Origin of the sequence: Oceanospirillum sanctuarii (genome assembly GCF_002150805.1) — a bacterium.
GTDB classification, from domain to species: Bacteria; Pseudomonadota; Gammaproteobacteria; order Pseudomonadales; family Halomonadaceae; genus Oceanospirillum; species Oceanospirillum sanctuarii.
Genome location: NZ_MTBA01000003.1, coordinates 102,522 through 118,913, shown reverse-complemented (window position 1 = coordinate 118,913; position 16,392 = coordinate 102,522). Strand labels below are relative to the sequence as shown.

Below are 16,392 nucleotides of genomic sequence, written 5' to 3'. Positions count from 1 at the left end.
CAGGTTTTGACAGGCAAGGAGAAAGCCTGTTGCTCTGTTTAGACTAAAGGATTAGACATCATCTTCGGGCTGTGGTTATCTATGTAGCCCGAAGGCAAGGAGCACGTGTTGATGAAAGCGTCAAAACCGATCACTTGGCACAAATCCAACCTGAGCGAAAAGCCGGTACATTTCCCTATGTCCGAGCGAAATCTCAGGACTAACGCCTTTGCTCAATCTTCAGTATCTCCGGAAGATTCATCCTCAGCTTCAACCTCTTCTCTGGCTCCTTACTACATTGTCTGCTCTGCTTTCGGGCTTATGTTCTATGGCATTTTTACTCTCTTTCAGGGAGACGTGGCCTTAGATGGGTTTCAGACTTCAGCCCTGTCTGATGAGTGCCACTATCTGAGCCATCTGGGGTTGTCCGGGCAATATCAGCATCAACGGGATGGTTCGGTTCGCTGTCAGAGTCAGGTGCGTTATTTGGGGGTGAATAATCAGCACACGCTGCGTTATATGGCTGTGGGTAGCGAAGGTGTCATTGAAGAGATGCGGGTTAGTCTGCGCCTTGGGGGGCACGGCCAGGCGAATGCAGTGGATGAGTTGATCCGTTTTGGCCAGAGTTTATCGCTTCCTGTTATTGGCCACACCATGCCTGCGGAAGTGGGACAATACCTGCGGGAAGGACATGTCGGTCACTGGGATTTCTCCCGGGCGAGCCTCTACATTGAGCGTCACCATTATCCTGTTCAGCGGGTTGTGGCTTCAGAGTCGGGAGAAAGCGGCTATGAAGATATCGAGTTGGTTTTCCGCAAAAACCGCGTCCACTGAAGCCTGTCTTATTCGCTATATGAGCGGCGGCTGTTGCCGGTGCTCCTCTTCTTTCTGATCCGCCAGAGTCCCCATCCCGTGGCTGATCGCTTGGGCTAATGCTCTGAAGGTTGAGTATTCGCTGTCAGTCAGGCTACGGCCTGAATCCTTGGTATCAGCATACAAAATACCGGACACCTTACCCCGTAACATGATGCTGGAAAGCACAAATTCATCTGGTGTACCCAGATGCTCCCAAAGTCCTTCCGGTAACTCGGGAACGTAACGAGCACGATTCTCTTTTTTCACCCAAAGAGCTGCTTGCTTTACCAGAAGCTTCCCGAACAGGTGTTTGCTGTCGGCGTTGAGGGTCATTTTGGCGAAAGGGCTGTTGTCAGCAAAGCCTTTGGCATAAACCCCTTTTACACTGCCGTGGCTGCGGGATTTCATAAACAGGATGCAGCGGGTCAGTCCTAAATCGAAGTGCAGAACCTGACTGGCACCATCCATCATCTGATGGATTGAGAACACTTGCTGTTGTTTCACCGTTTGCAGGTAATAAAGCTTAAACAGCGCCGTTTGTACGGCATGGTTCTTATCGGCAACAGGGGACTTAGCCTTGCTTGAGGTCTGTGTTACTGGTTTGACCGCCGGCTTAACTTCAGCCACCGGTCGTTTTACTGTTTTTTGAGGGTTCACCGCTTTCAGAGGTTCAGCGGCAACCCGAACCGGTTTAAGTTCTGCCCGAACCCGGGTGTCGCTGGAAAGATCTTTATAACGCTTCGCTTTTTTGCTCTCGTCCGCTTTGATCTTTTTACGAACCGAGCGCTTAGGCAAAGGCGGATGCAGAAGTTTTATCGCCGGAAGCCAGACACCGTCAATCGAGTGGCTGGAAGAACACAGCACAGCATTCTGGTGCAGGAAAGGCACAACATTATCTAAGTGCTGATGCAGGTAGGTCGCAATCATGCGTTCAACACGATCGGTTTTCGGGCTTAACCAGTTTACCGAGGTGTTGAGTGCCAGCCAGTGAGCCAGAACAGAGGCTGTCCATGGCGTTTGCAGAAAGTGACCAGCACTGCGCGGAACTTCCGGAGCTATCTCTTTACGCCATGCGCATTTAGCGATCTTACCAAGCATGGCTGGCTTAGCTCCCAACAGCTGATTCAGATTAGCCTGAGTGTATTCGCTCAGATACCAGTCCTTCAGCATGGTTTGGGTTAGCTGTTGAGTGGTGCACCCCATCAGTTCCTGTTCGACACGGGTACGGCTTTCGCCGGTTTGAACCCGCTGTTCGATGGCGTGATAGGTTTTTGGCGAAGCCAGAGACAGCTGCCAGAAAACAGAGCTCAAACGCAGGGAGATCCAGTAATTACCTTCACCGGTACCGGGGTTTTTCCGTTCCGCAATCTGATACGCCTGAGTGGCGGCGTGAAGGCTGAGATTAAGCGCCTGCAGAAAAGCTTTATGCGCTGTTTTAGAGGCATCGAAGCGGATGTACTTCACCTTGGTCAGCATAGGACGCAGTTTATCCATGCCTACCAGAGAAAGCGCATGCGGCAGAGAGAGCACATCGTTTTCCGGATTGGTGCGCAGCTGACTGGCTTTGGCAATCAGCTGAAATGAAAGCACCGGATCGTCAGAAATGACCTGTTCCAGATCCCGCAGGGAGATATCGGGATTTTTCAGCATCTTGATCAGGCGGGCACCGGTATCGGCCAGAGCGGGCAACGATACTTTTAACAGCTCTTTTCGCCAGTAATTGAGTCCTGTGGCTGAAGATGTGCTTGCGGCTTTTGATGGCATGAAGTTATCCAGAATTCCGATGCGTTGGGTGCTTTCAGACCCACTAAATACAGACAGTTAACTGCATTGTAACTCAGATATCTGAAGGTTTGTTTATCTGAACAGGCTTTTTATTTACTGAGAGAAAAGGGCGGGAGTTTATAAGGGGCAGAAACAACAAAGGGCCTGAAAAGGCCCTTTGCTGACGGTTACGCAGTTTGCGAACTGATCGGATTAGCGGTTAGCTACCTGATCAAATTCTGCCTGAATTTCCTGAGATGGTTCAGGGGTTACCAGGCTTACTACGTAGATCGCGATCCAGGCCAGAATGAAGCCAGGTACGATTTCATAGATGTCGAACAGACCGCCGGACAGCTGTTTCCAAACCACAACAGTTACGCCACCAACAACGATACCCGCCAGAGCGCCCATCATGTTCATGCGCTTCCAGAACAGAGCCAGAATCAGAGTTGGACCGAATGCAGCACCGAAACCTGCCCAAGCGTAAGACACTAAACCCAGTACGGAAGAGTCAGGGTCACGAGCCAGCAGCAGAGCGATTACTGCGATTCCGACTACGGCGATACGGCCAACCATAACCAGTTCTTTCTGAGTCGCATCTTTGCGGAACAGAGACTTGTAGAAGTCTTCAGTCAGAGCAGAAGAAGATACCAGCAGCTGGGAATCCGCAGTGGACATCACTGCAGCCAGAATCGCTGCCAGCAGAATACCCGCTACAACCGGATGGAACAGAGCGTTAACCAGCACCATGAATACAGTCTCGCCGTCCGCCAGACCGGTATCCAGATAGCTGATCGCGCCGAAACCTACGAAACATGCACCCAGCAGGCTGATTGCAGTCCAGATGGTTGCAATGCGACGTGCAGTCGGGATGTCTGCTTCGCTGCGGATTGCCGCAAAACGCGCCAGAATGTGAGGCTGACCGAAGTAACCCAGACCCCATGCAACCAGAGAGATGATAGCAACAGCACCCAGAGATTCGCCGTTAGTTCCGGAGAACAGCGTCAGCAGCTCAGGGTTTTTCGCTTCCATCGCAGCAAAGGTACCGGATACACCGCCGGTTTCACCCAGCAGAATCACAGGAACAATCACCAGTGCAGCAGCCATCATCAGACCCTGAACCAGGTCAGTCCAGGATACCGCCAGGAAACCACCGAAGAAGGTGTAGGTGATTACTGCCAGAGTACCAACCAGTACTGCAGTGAAGTAATCCATGCCGAATACAGTAGCAAACAGCTTACCGCCTGCAACCAGACCGGAACTGGTGTAGAACAGGAAGAACAGCAGGATGAAGAACGCAGAAATAACACGCAGCAGGTGAGAGTTATCGCGGAAACGCTTCTCAAAGAACTCAGGCAGAGTCAGAGAGTCGCTTGCCACCTGACTGTACACGCGCAGACGACCTGCAACGATCAGCCAGTTCAGCCAGGTACCTACCAGCAGGCCACCGGCCAGCCAGAACGCTTCAAAACCAGCCGCCAGAGCATAGCCCGGCAGACCCAGCAGCAACCAGCCGCTCATGTCAGAAGCACCTGCCGATAGCGCAGAAGGCCAAGGGCCCAGGCTACGGCCACCCAGAATGTAATCGGAAAGATCTTGTGTTTTGCGGTAGGCGTAAATACCGATCCCCAGCATCAGGGCGATATAGACCACAAAGGTCCAGCCAACAATCGCGTTAGTTTCTACCATGGTAGTTTACCTTTATGTGCAGACTCTTTAGTTATTTTTATGGGCACACCGGATGGTGTTTAGACCGCCTCTACTTATGGAGGCTTATACCCAACGGGCTACACCGGACAGAATTGGGTTTGAGCATACAGGCTAAACCGAATTCAATGCGATGTAGCAGAACATTTGCTATGTAATATCTACAGAGGGTAGATGATTACTTCTGTTCCTGCCTCACTTGAGGCGATTACTTCCTGTGGGTGTCTTTTCTCCCCCTGCATTTGGAGAAAACAGACGTCGCGTGGAGGTACAGAGATCCACGCTGAAGCCACTTTATTGAGATAAGAGCGGTGCTTCTTGCAAAAAACTGTGATTTTTTTGCAAAAAACTCTGATGTTCTTTGTAAGAAGGGACTAATGTTTTTGACGGAATTGGCCGGGTGTTAGCTGAAAATACCGTTTAAAGGCATTGCCTAAGGCGCTTTGACTGGTAAAGCCGGTTTGTTCGGCAATATCGTTTAGTGGAGACTGGGACTGGCGCAGCAGACGAGCCGCTTCTTTCAGACGCGCCTGAATCAGATATTGGTGGGGAGTAATGCCGACAACATTGCGGAACATGATATGAAAATGGCTTTCACTCATGCAGGCAACTTCGGCCAGTTGCGCCACAGAGATCTTTTCTGCCAGATGTTCTGCAATATACCGGTCGATCAGATCGAGTTTGAGGGTTACCCGGTCAATCTGTTTGAGGGGCGCTTCCTGCTGAAAGATACGCTGATGCAGTCGATGCAGAAAGGCAAAGGCGAGAAAATCCGCCGTACCGGGATCATCACCAAAGAGCTCAATCTCTTTCAGCATAAAAGAGAGGAACAGTTTCAGATTGCTGTCGATGGTGAAATAGCCGGGGGTATCAAACAGACGGCTCAGATCGATCACACTGCTTTGCAGTAACGGATGACGGTGAGGCAGGTCGATAATCAGATGATTATTGGCACCTATGCCTTCGTAATAATGCGTGTGCTCTGAAGGGACGAGACAACCTTGCCAGGGCGTAACAATGCCCTGATTGCCTTCAATCTCAAATTCAGCTTTACCGGACAGAGCAACAACCAGCTGGTGGTACTCATGGTCGTGGCTCAGACAGCTGTTAGGGAGTCGGTTTACGCGGATCGCCGTATTCATGGGTCGCCTCTTGACCGATTTCAGATAACACACCAAAGGATCAGATATGCCGGAATGACACGAAACACGGGTATTTTGTCCGCTACGTGTCTTCCAGAGCGGCTATTGTACGACTTTGGTTTAGCGGGTAAAGGTCTTTTTTGTGAGCAATTCTCATTTGGAAAGGAGTGAACTTAGAAATCCTCTTGGGATTCAGGCGGTTAGTGAATCCTGCTCTCTGAGTTGATTTAGTTCCTCTTCGATCATTTTCAGTCCCTGCCGGGAAAACATCAGTTCCGGTTTACCCAAACGGGCAGATCGGTGCTGATAGTACTTCTCTTCAATATCCATACAGCGCTGCCGAACAGCCTCAAGTCTCAGGTCATGCCGTACCGGTACGTGCATGATGGAACTCCACTGGTCATAGTCTGCCTGACCGGTCAGTACGAGATTCATCACCCAGGCAAAATCCCTCTCAGTGGCATGAAACTTTGGCTCATGGCGAAAGCAGGCCAGCCAAAGGCTGAGGGAGATAATCAGAAAGGCAAAAAGTGCGGTAATCAGAAACAGGTACATCTTTTTCTCCCCCAATAGTCTGGTGATTGCTTCTCAGTATAGATAGCCATTCTCACTCTTTCTTAAGCTTTATAGCGCAGCAGAATCTTTTCAGATCATATTCGTATACAGGATGAAACCGCATTCCTGCTGGGCTGGTGATAAAGCTGAATAAAAAAAGAATCAAATTTTTTCAGTAATTCGCAATGGGCATTTGACACCTGCCAATATCAACTATGCTGTAAATGTGGCCGGTTTTTCAGGACCTCATATTTCAGACAGAAGAGAAACCGGTGTTGTGCGTCACAAATGAATTCAGGTTTCAGCCAAGGGTTTTAGGCCCATCTGGCCATAAAAGGTCAGAGTTAAAGCGGGTTTAGCGCATCGCTTCTGCTGCTTGGCTGTATCGAGGAGGCCACTATGAGCATCTTTAGTCATGTACAAAACCGTTTCGACCGGGTTCAGCAGGAAGAGTACAGCCTGCAGGAATATCTTGAGATCTGTAAAAACGATCCGATGGCTTATGCCAGCGCAGCGGAGCGTATGCTGCAGGCGATCGGCGAGCCTGAAGTAATCGACACCGCCAAAGATTCCCGGCTCAGTCGTATCTTCTCCAATAAGGTGATCCGTCGTTATCCGGCCTTCTCTGAGTTCTATGGTATGGAGGAGGCCATTGAACAGATCGTTTCCTATTTCCGTCACTCTGCTCAGGGGCTGGAAGAAAGTAAGCAGATTCTTTATCTCTTAGGTCCGGTTGGTGGTGGTAAGTCTTCGCTGGCAGAGCGCCTGAAAGCTCTGATGGAACGAGTGCCCTTCTATGCCATTAAAGGCTCTCCGGTGTTTGAATCGCCTCTGGGCTTATTCGATCCCGATGAAGATGCCGAGATTCTGAAAGAGGAGTTTGGTATTCCGCACCGCTACACCACCTCCATTATGTCGCCATGGGCCGCTAAACGCCTGAAAGAATACGGTGGTGATATCTCTAAATTCCGGGTGGTGAAACTCTACCCGTCCCGCCTGGATCAGATCGCTGTGGCTAAAACAGAGCCCGGTGATGACAACAATCAGGATATCAGTGCGCTAGTGGGTAAAGTCGATATCCGTATGCTGGAAGACTTTTCACAGAACGATCCGGATGCTTACAGCTTTTCCGGTGGTTTGTGTCGGGCTAACCAGGGCTTGATGGAGTTTGTGGAGATGTTTAAAGCGCCAATCAAGGTGCTGCACCCTCTGCTGACGGCCACACAGGAAGGTAACTACAATAGCACCGAGGGTATGTCTGCGATTCCTTTTCAGGGGGTGATTCTGGCGCACTCTAACGAATCCGAGTGGAAATCATTTAAGAACAACAAGAACAACGAGGCCTTCCTTGACCGCGTATATATCGTCAAGGTGCCTTACTGTGTCCGTGTTTCTGAAGAGGTGAAAATCTACGAGAAACTGCTGGAAAACAGTTCGCTGCATAGCGCCCATTGTGCACCGGATACTCTGAAAATGCTGGCGCAGTTCTCGATTCTGTCCCGCATGAAAGAGCCGGAAAACTCCAGTATCTACTCGAAGATGAGGGTCTATGATGGTGAAAACCTGAAAGATACCGATCCGAAAGCCAAGTCGATTCAGGAATACCGTGATAACGCAGGTGTTGATGAAGGTATGGAAGGTCTGTCGACCCGTTTCGCCTTCAAGATCCTGTCGAAAGTGTTCAACTTTGATGCCACAGAAATCGCGGCTAACCCGGTTCATCTGCTCTATGTGCTGGAAAACCAGATTGAGCAGGAGCAGTACGCACCGGAAATCCGTGAGCGCTATCTGCGCTTTATTAAAGAGTGGCTGGCACCGCGCTATGTGGACTTTATCGGTAAAGAGATTCAGACCGCGTATCTGGAATCCTACAGTGAATATGGCCAGAACATCTTTGATCGCTATGTCACCTACGCAGATTTCTGGATTCAGGATCAGGAGTTCCGGGATCCTGAAACCGGTGAGCTGTTTGACCGCCAGTCCCTGAATGATGAACTGGAAAAAATCGAAAAACCCGCAGGTATCAGTAACCCTAAAGATTTCCGTAACGAGGTGGTCAACTTTGTACTGCGCGCCCGAGCCCAGAACAATGGCAATAACCCATCCTGGCTGAGTTACGAAAAACTGAAAACCGTGATCGAACACAAAATGTTCGCCAACACTGAAGAACTGCTGCCTGTGATCTCCTTTAACGCCAAAGCTTCTTCCTCTGAACAGAGCAAACATGAGGACTTTGTAGCCCGTATGACTGAGCGTGGTTACACCGAGAAGCAGGTGCGTTTGCTGTCGGAATGGTATCTGCGCGTGCGCAAATCCCAGTAAGGCGTAGTGCAGGCTGAATGTTTGCGCGCTGAATCCGAAAGGCATTCGCAAGGCATTAACCCGGGGCGCTGTTGCATCTTTGAATAGCGGCAGTGGCCCGTAACGGGTCTTAACTTAAACCGGATGAAAGCCATGCGCTTTCATCCGGCAGAGGGTTGGCCGGTGCAAAAGGAGAGTTCGCATGAGCTTTATTATCGACCGACGCCTTAACGGCAAGAATAAGAGCGCGGTAAACCGACAGAGGTTTTTGCGCCGTTACCGTAATCACATCAAAAAGGCGGTGACCGATGCGGTTAACCGTCGCAGCATCACTGATCTTGAACATGGTGAGAAGATCAATATTCCCACCAAAGATATCAACGAGCCTGTATTCCAGCAGGGACAGGGCGGTCATCGTGAAATCGTCAGCCCCGGCAATAAAGAGTTTCAGCAAGGGGATCGTTTCAGCCGGCCTCAGGGCGGTGGCGGCGGTGGTGGTTCCGGCGAGGGTAAGGCCAGTAATTCCGGTGAAGGTGAAGATGAGTTTTCTTTCTCCATTACCAAAGATGAATTTCTGGAGTTTATGTTTGATGGCTTAGAGCTGCCTAACCTTGTGCGTAAAGAGTTCAAGGATATGGAGTCTGTTAAGCAGGTTCGCGCTGGCATTATCAAAGATGGCACGCCAGCCAAGGTAAATATTGTGCGTTCTATGCGCAATGCTCAGGCACGCCGTCGCGCCATGACCAGTAAAAGCCGTCGCAAACTGCGTGAGCTAAAAGCAGCCCTTGAAGAAGAGCTCAGTAAAGATGAATTACTGCGCAGCTCAGTACGTATTGAAGAGCTGGAAACGGCTATTGCCCAGCTGAAGCAGAAGATTGAAAGCGTTCCTTTTCTGGATACTTATGACCTGCGCTACAACCATTTCCGTCAGGAACCTCAACCCAGCAATCAGGCAGTGATGTTTTGTCTGATGGATGTTTCCGGTTCCATGACTCAGTCACACAAAGATATGGCTAAGCGTTTCTTTATCCTGCTGTATCTGTTTCTTGAGCGTAACTATCAGAAGATCGAAGTCGTTTTTATTCGCCACCACACCAGTGCTACCGAGGTGGATGAAGAGACCTTTTTCTATTCCCGCGAAACCGGCGGCACCATTGTCTCCAGTGCGATCCGTCTGACCCAGGAAGTGATCGCTAAGCGGTATTCACCCAGCGAGTGGAATATCTATGTTGCTCAGGCCTCTGATGGTGATAACTGGGACGATGATTCCACCAACTGCAGCAAGATTCTGGTTAACGAGCTGATGCCTCTGTTGCAGTACTTTGCCTATGTTGAAATCACCCCACATGCCCATCAGTCTTTGTGGGAGGAGTACGAAGGGGTTCGGGATAAATTTCAGGATCGTTTTGCCATGGAGCAGATCGTTAGTGAAGCTGATATCTATCCGGTATTCCGGGAGTTGTTCAGGAGGAAAGAGGCATGAGTGAGCATACTGATAATAAAGCCGTTTCTGAACCGGATAACAAACGTGAGCCTATTTCCAAAGGTTCCGAGTGGAGTTTTGAACTGCTGGAAGATTATGACCGCGAGATTAGTCGTATCGCCAAAGAGTACCGGTTGGATACCTACCCGAATCAGATTGAAGTGATTACCACAGAGCAGATGATGGATGCTTATTCATCCGTCGGTATGCCTTTGGGCTATCACCACTGGTCATTTGGTAAGCAGTTTCTTTCTGTTGAGCAAGGCTATAAACGGGGGCAGATGGGGCTGGCTTATGAGTTGGTGATCAACTCTGATCCCTGTATCGCTTACCTGATGGAAGAGAACACCATGACCATGCAGGCGCTGGTGATCGCTCATGCTTGCTATGGCCATAACTCCTTCTTTAAAGGCAACTACCTGTTCCGTACCTGGACGGATGCCAGCTCCATTGTTGATTACCTGCTCTTTGCGAAAAAGTACATCAGCCAGTGTGAAGAGCGGTACGGTGTCGAAGAGGTAGAGACTCTGTTGGATGCCTGCCATGCCCTGCAGAACTACGGTGTCGACCGTTACAAGCGACCATCACCGATCTCGGCTGAAGAAGAGCAGCGTCGTCAGGCTGAGCGGGAAAACTATCTGCAGCAACAGGTGAATCGCTTGTGGAGTACGATTCCGCAGATGAATCATGATGAGGTAGATGAGGCCCAGAGCCGTGCCCGTTATCCGGCAGAACCGCAGGAAAATCTGCTCTACTTTATTGAAAAAAATGCTCCGCTATTGGAACCCTGGCAGCGGGAAGTGGTGCGTATTGTGCGTAAGATAGCTCAGTACTTTTATCCACAACGTCAGACTCAGGTGATGAACGAAGGTTGGGCAACCTTCTGGCATTACACCATTATGAATCGTCTGTATGACGAAGGGCTTGTTACTGAAGGTTTTATGCTGGAATTCCTGCAGTCACATACCAGCGTTGTTTATCAGCCAGCTTATAACAGCCCTTATTACAGCGGGATCAACCCTTATACCCTTGGATTTTCGATATTCACAGACCTCAAGCGTATATGTGAAGAACCTACAGATGAGGACAAAGTCTGGTTCCCGGATATTGCCGGCAGTGACTGGCTGGATACGCTGCACTTCGCCATGCAGAACTTTAAGGATGAGAGTTTTATCCTGCAGTATCTGTCACCAAAAGTGATGCGGGACCTGAAGCTCTTCTCCATTGTTGATGACGACAAAGACTCCGAACTGGAGATTTCGGCCATTCATGATGAGATGGGCTATCGCAGACTCAGGGAGCAGTTAGCGGCTCAATATAATCTCGGTAATCGTGAGCCGAACATTCAGGTCTATGAAGCAGATATCCGGGGGGATAGATCACTGACTCTGCATCACTACGCCTACAATCGCAGACCGCTGGATGCTTCTGCTCAGGAGGTGATGCGACATCTGCATTTCCTATGGGGGTTCCCGGTGCATCTGAAATCCATTTCAGAGGGCAACGAGACTCAGTCCTTCCAATGGCCTGAGGCTTCCGAAGAAGGCGCTTCAGCAGCCTGAAGCTTCATGTCTCTTATCGAAGGTTTGATCGCCTGATGATTGGTTTTGTCAGGTGGTTAAACCTTCTTCACCCAAGCCTGACACCAACCTTCAGGTGCAACACTGTTTGATGAAAAAAGCACGCAGCCGTTGTCCAGAGGGTTAAACAACTGACAGTTGGCGCAAACCTGACCCTTTTGGTATTTGGGGTGCTTCACGCGACTGACATCGCTTTTGTAGTGCAGGGCTTTTGCTTCAGCAGCGCGTTCTGAGAGTAACGGAAACGCGGCTTCAACGCGCTGGCTGACAAAAGGGATGACGGGCAAGGTGCAGGCCATCATCAGGAATTTGCGACGACTAATATGCATCTTTAGTTCTCCTAAACGACAAAGGGCCCGGTAGAAACCGGACCCTTTTTTAAAGCAGAGACTTAAGCTTACAGAGAGCTGAAGTATGCCGCCAGATCAGCGATGTCCTGATCGCTCAGGTTTGTTGCCTGAGGTGTCATCAGGGCAGCAGTTGCACCGCCACGCTGACCTGCTTTGTATGCTTTCAGTGCGTTTTCCAGGTACTGAGCTTTCTGGCCAGCCAGGTTCGGGTACATAGGAACCATGCTCACACCGTTGGCACCGTGACAAGCTGCACATACTGCCGCTTTGGTTTTTCCTGCTGCTGCATCACCAGCAGCCATCGCAGAACCGGAAGCAGCCATTGCAACGATACCCGCTGCAGCTAATAGTTTTTTCATAAGATTCACCTTAGGTCTTTTTATCATCAAGCTTTTTTAAAATTATCACTGAGCGCTTCAGACCAAGATAAGGATAAAACGCTCTGTGGTTGTAAACCGTGCACGTGATCAAAGCAGATGGCATTGGGTCACGCATTGGCGTAAATCATATTTGTCCTAAGAATACTCTCTTTCAGGGATAAAAAAAGGCGGTCATAAGTCGCATGCCGCCTTTGATCATAATTCTTTGTCATGAGTTCCCGTCATCAGGGTGTCTGAGAGGGACTGAATAAACGGGGTTTCTGCATAGTACGGCGGGAGATCCAGTTGCCTGCACGCTCCTCACCGGTTGCACCCAAATGGTAACTCTGCAGACCGTCTGGCTGAATGTAATAACGAATTGTACCTGTCTTATCCAGGTGGTACTGCTCGATAAAGTAAACCGGTTCTACGTTGATGGTTTCATACATCTCAAAGCGGTAGCGGTTCAGTATGTCGCCATCGCTGGTGATCATCAGCTCACCTGTGGTGCTATCTTTGTATTCTTTCTTCAGCTGGATAATCGCCTGAGTATCCTGTTCGGACTGCTGATCAAACAGATAGCGGATACCCAGTGCTGCTGAGGGCTGATCAATAAACAGCGTCTGGAAATTACGGGTCAGAAAAGGCGCTGCTTCAGTACGGGCAGAGATATGGTTCACATCACTCATATCCGGAGAAACACTGTACCGGAAACTGCCGAAGAAAAGTTCATAGTGATTTTTGCTGGCTTCGTAATTGATCAGTACTTCTTTCAGTTCTGTGCCCGGTAGGGTGCGCAGAATAAAACTGTCGGGGTGAGCCGAAACCAGACTGCCATCTTCTGCTTCGGAAAACAGCGGACGGTAAACCAGTTCCTGAGGGCCGGAAACATAGGCGCGAACCAGAAGTGACTGACCCTCACCGATCGGGTTGAAGACGCGTTCGATCGTTGCCCGATTCGGGTTGAGTTGTTCTGTCAGAAGTAAGCGGAAATGTTGGAGCGCATCATCGGAATTTTCCGAATTGCCTGCAGCAAAACTCGTCTGTTGGGTGAGCGACAGCGTGATGAAAAGAGTAATGCTAAAGACGTATTTGATAAGTGACATTTTGGGTCGCAGGCTGATGCAGTTTGGTGATTAATTATGTTGACTCTACCCCTTATAAACACGGTAATCTAGCGATAATTGGTGCTTTTTGATGATAAACGGTTGCTAAGTGTCAATTATGTTTAGTTATGTCAAAACTTCAGTTTAGTGGTATTTCTGGCTCAGGTTTTACCCTCGTCGTCAGACAGATTTTGTCGTAGCTGTTGGACGGATTTTGACCGGCCTGAGCATAAGGAGTGTGGTATGCATATTGAGTTTCATGGTGCAGCACAGGAGGTCACCGGATCCTGTCATCTGATTCAGGTTGGCCATTACCGGATTCTTCTTGATTGCGGATTAATTCAGGGTGGCAAGTATGGAGAGCAGCGCAATGCCGAGCCTTTCCCCTTTGATCCGAAACGTATTGATGCCGTCGTCCTGAGTCATTCCCACCTTGATCACTGTGGAAGGATTCCTCTGCTGGTGAAGCGGGGGTTTAAAGGCCCTGTTTATACCCAGAAAGTATGTCGCGAAATGTGTGGCATCATGTTCCGGGATGCCGCCAATATCTATGATCACGACACCCGCACCCTTAACCGCAAGCGTGCACGAAAACATCAGCCTCCTGTCGAGCCACTTTATACCGCTGATGATGCTGAAAAAGCCCTGCAACACTTTCAGCCGAAAGATTACGATGTTGAAGATGAGATTCTACCGGGAATCCGTATCCGCTTTAAGGATGCGGGGCATATTATTGGTTCTTCTATTGTCGAGCTCTGGCTGGAAGAGGGGCGGCATAAACGCAAAGTAGTCTTTACCGGTGATCTTGGTCATAGCGAAGCGCCGATTCTGAGAGACCCGGCACCTATTCCGAATGCCGATGTGGTGCTGATGGAAAGTACCTATGGAGGACGCTGTCATCGCCCCTGGCAGGAAAGCATGGATGAGATGGGTCAGATTCTGAATGAAGCCGCTCAATCGAAAGGCAATATTCTGATTCCGTCGTTTGCTGTTGGCCGTACTCAGGAGCTGCTATATCTGTTCAGTGAGTACTTTGATGAGTGGAATCTGGGGCGCTGGCAGATCTTTCTGGATAGCCCCATGGCGATTGAAGCGACAGAGGTCTATCTGAATCACTGCGAGCTCTATAACAAAGAAGCCAAGCAGCGGGTTCTGAACCATCAGGCGCTGAATAGCCTGTCCAATCTGCGTTTAACCAAAACACCGGAAGAGTCGATGGCGCTGAACCGAATCGCCTCCGGGGCCATTATTATTGCCGGTAGCGGAATGTGTGAAGGCGGCCGCATTCGGCATCACTTCAAATACCAGCTCTGGAAACGGAACACCAAGGTGTTAATGGTGGGGTTTCAGGCCAAAGGCACTTTGGGGCGACAGCTGGTTGAGGGTGCGGAAACCGTCAAACTCTGGGGGGAAACCGTTAATGTCGGTGCAACGGTTCATACTGTTGGTGGTTTTTCGGCTCATGCCGATCAGGAAGAGCTGATCGGTTGGCTGCAGCATTTTAAGAAGCAGCCAAAAGTTATTTTGGTACACGGTGAACCCGGAGCACAGGATGCTCTGCAGCAGGAAGTTGAGCAGCGTTTGGGTTATCGACCTGATATCGCCAAACCGGAGCAGAAGCTGGATCTGATTCAGATGAGGTATGAGTCTCTGGAAAAATCAGCAGACTAAACGCTGGTCATTCCTCTTAGCCTGTTATGCAGTTTTGCAGGGCATGACCCGATAGGGTTAAGTCTTTAAACTAAGCCAAACTCTTTATCGGGTTTGGCTTTTTTCATCCTGTTCAGTCAACTGAAATAGAAAAGGAATACCTGTGCGTTCAGTTCCTGTGATTCTGGCTTTTATATTGGCCATTTTGGGTAGTACGGCCTGGTACTATCTTGAGCAAAACAGTCGAAGCAGTTTTATCTACGGTGGCATGCCGGAGCGAATGGAATCCGGCTGGCAGCACTGGTATCGGGTGCTGAGAAATGAAGGCTATATGGTGGGGTATTCCGACCTGCGTATGAATCCCCTTTGGGCAACCTATTGGCTACAACCGTTAACGCCAGAGCAAAAACAAAATGGCTATAAACGTCCGGGACAATTCAGTGAAGACTGGCGTACCGTCTGGCGGGTAAGTCATCAGGACTATACCCGTTCAGGTTATGATCGCGGGCACTTGGCACCTAACTACGCGATTTCCCGTCTGTACGGCAAAGAAGCTCAGGTCGAAACTTTTCTGATGACCAATATAGTCCCGCAAAAGCCAAACCTGAATCGCAAGGTGTGGCAACGACTGGAAGAGGCGGCGATCGATCATTTTACAGAGCAGTTCAGTCGTATTGCGGTGATCACAGGGCCTGTATTTGATGCTCAGACCGAACGGTTGGATAGCTGGGTTGAAGTGCCTGATGCCTTTTATAAAATTTTCGTTGGTTTTGATGCTGATGGTCAGGTTAAGAGTATGTTGGCGTTTCTGATGCCGCAGAATGTTCGTGGTAGTGAGCCGCTGACAAAATTTGTAGTCAGTGTGGATCAGATAGAAGAAGCGACAGGTCTGAACTTCTTTAGCGAATTGCCGGATGGACAGGAAGTGCGCCTTGAAGCTATGACTGATAGAAGAATGTGGAAACTCAATGAGGTTGCCCGTAAACCTTCACGTTATTAGTCGTGGTCAAAAGAAGGTCAATGAAAGGCTGGATGGTTATGCGTGTTTCTGAGCGCGTTTAGCCGGAAGGCTTTTTTGATATTTGAGAAAGGCGAAAAGAGAGAAGAAAAACCAAACCCCAGAAACGAAAAAAATCCCATGCGGGATTTATTTTCTTTTAGGCTTGTCTTTGTTTTGCTTGCATTGGGAATGGTGCCCAGAAGAGGACTTGAACCTCCACGGCCATACGGCCACTAGCACCTGAAGCTAGCGTGTCTACCAATTCCACCACCTGGGCGCAATGCACAGGCAAAACAGATGTTATTTAACTATCAGCCAAATAACTTAGTTGTCACATCAACCGCTTAATCTGCCTAAGATTAAGAGTTGGTGCCCAGAAGAGGACTTGAACCTCCACGGCCATACGGCCACTAGCACCTGAAGCTAGCGTGTCTACCAATTCCACCACCTGGGCTGGACAACTGGAGGCGTATTATAGGGAGGTTTTTCGGATGTGCAACACTTTTTTTTAGAAAAATCAGTATGAAAGGGAAATTTCTTCGCCAAGCCGCATAAACAGTG

General features: G+C 49.5%; 13 protein-coding genes and 2 tRNA genes. 6 read left to right on the top strand and 9 right to left on the bottom strand.

Annotation, left to right across the window (positions count from 1 at the left end):
- Positions 1–111 precede the first annotated feature (111 nt).
- A complete protein-coding gene (locus tag BV405_RS04360; RefSeq protein WP_086479651.1) occupies positions 112–813 on the top strand; it encodes a hypothetical protein in 702 nt (233 codons plus the stop codon).
- A gap of 15 nt (positions 814–828) precedes the next feature.
- On the opposite strand, the gene BV405_RS04355 is transcribed toward BV405_RS04360, so the two are convergent.
- From BV405_RS04355 to BV405_RS04340, 4 genes are all read right to left on the bottom strand, one after another.
- A complete protein-coding gene (locus tag BV405_RS04355) occupies positions 829–2,598 on the bottom strand; it encodes an HDOD domain-containing protein (protein ID WP_086479650.1) in 1,770 nt (589 codons plus the stop codon).
- Between the two features lie 213 nt (positions 2,599–2,811).
- Positions 2,812–4,287 carry a sodium/proline symporter PutP gene (putP, locus tag BV405_RS04350; RefSeq protein WP_086479649.1) on the bottom strand — a complete coding sequence of 492 codons (1,476 nt, stop codon included), beginning with the start codon at positions 4,285–4,287 and terminating at the stop codon, positions 2,812–2,814.
- Positions 4,288–4,679: 392 nt separating this feature from the next.
- The gene (locus tag BV405_RS04345; protein ID WP_086479648.1) at positions 4,680–5,447 is read right to left on the bottom strand and encodes an AraC family transcriptional regulator; all 768 of its coding nucleotides are present in this window, start codon (positions 5,445–5,447) and stop codon (positions 4,680–4,682) included.
- A gap of 192 nt (positions 5,448–5,639) precedes the next feature.
- Positions 5,640–6,002 (bottom strand): hypothetical protein, encoded by a 363-nt coding sequence (locus BV405_RS04340; protein ID WP_086479647.1) that lies wholly within the window; start codon positions 6,000–6,002, stop codon positions 5,640–5,642.
- A 399-nt stretch (positions 6,003–6,401) separates the two neighbouring features.
- On the opposite strand from BV405_RS04340, the gene BV405_RS04335 reads away from it, so the two are divergent.
- The 3 genes from BV405_RS04335 (at position 6,402) to BV405_RS04325 (ending at position 11,348) form a co-directional block, all read left to right on the top strand.
- Positions 6,402–8,324 carry a PrkA family serine protein kinase gene (locus tag BV405_RS04335; RefSeq protein ID WP_086479646.1) on the top strand — a complete coding sequence of 641 codons (1,923 nt, stop codon included), beginning with the start codon at positions 6,402–6,404 and terminating at the stop codon, positions 8,322–8,324.
- A gap of 181 nt (positions 8,325–8,505) precedes the next feature.
- Positions 8,506–9,786, top strand: a complete 1,281-nt coding sequence (locus tag BV405_RS04330) for a YeaH/YhbH family protein (RefSeq protein ID WP_086479645.1) — start codon at positions 8,506–8,508, stop codon at positions 9,784–9,786.
- On the top strand, positions 9,783–11,348 hold the full coding sequence (locus tag BV405_RS04325; RefSeq protein ID WP_086479644.1) for a SpoVR family protein: 1,566 nt from the start codon (positions 9,783–9,785) through the stop codon (positions 11,346–11,348). Before BV405_RS04330 ends, BV405_RS04325 begins: the two co-directional genes overlap by 4 nt.
- 56 nt (positions 11,349–11,404) lie before the next feature.
- Here BV405_RS04325 and BV405_RS04320 read toward each other — a convergent pair whose 3' ends face one another.
- From BV405_RS04320 to BV405_RS04310, 3 genes are all read right to left on the bottom strand, one after another.
- Positions 11,405–11,695 (bottom strand): high-potential iron-sulfur protein, encoded by a 291-nt coding sequence (locus BV405_RS04320; protein WP_086479643.1) that lies wholly within the window; start codon positions 11,693–11,695, stop codon positions 11,405–11,407.
- 68 nt (positions 11,696–11,763) lie between these two features.
- Positions 11,764–12,075 carry a c-type cytochrome gene (locus BV405_RS04315; RefSeq protein ID WP_086479642.1) on the bottom strand — a complete coding sequence of 104 codons (312 nt, stop codon included), beginning with the start codon at positions 12,073–12,075 and terminating at the stop codon, positions 11,764–11,766.
- 245 nt (positions 12,076–12,320) lie between these two features.
- Positions 12,321–13,181 (bottom strand): hypothetical protein, encoded by an 861-nt coding sequence (locus BV405_RS04310; RefSeq protein ID WP_086479641.1) that lies wholly within the window; start codon positions 13,179–13,181, stop codon positions 12,321–12,323.
- A gap of 243 nt (positions 13,182–13,424) precedes the next feature.
- Here BV405_RS04310 and BV405_RS04305 point away from each other — a divergent pair, with 243 nt between their 5' ends.
- Both BV405_RS04305 and BV405_RS04300 read left to right on the top strand, forming a co-directional pair.
- Positions 13,425–14,852: an MBL fold metallo-hydrolase RNA specificity domain-containing protein gene (locus BV405_RS04305; RefSeq protein WP_086479640.1), complete on the top strand. Its 1,428-nt coding sequence runs from the start codon at positions 13,425–13,427 to the stop codon at positions 14,850–14,852.
- Positions 14,853–14,994: 142 nt separating this feature from the next.
- The gene (locus BV405_RS04300; RefSeq protein WP_245832236.1) at positions 14,995–15,831 is read left to right on the top strand and encodes a DNA/RNA non-specific endonuclease; all 837 of its coding nucleotides are present in this window, start codon (positions 14,995–14,997) and stop codon (positions 15,829–15,831) included.
- A gap of 190 nt (positions 15,832–16,021) precedes the next feature.
- Here BV405_RS04300 and BV405_RS04295 read toward each other — a convergent pair.
- Positions 16,022–16,108, bottom strand: a tRNA-Leu gene (locus BV405_RS04295).
- A gap of 90 nt (positions 16,109–16,198) precedes the next feature.
- Positions 16,199–16,285, bottom strand: a tRNA-Leu gene (locus tag BV405_RS04290).
- Positions 16,286–16,392: the final 107 nt, after the last annotated feature.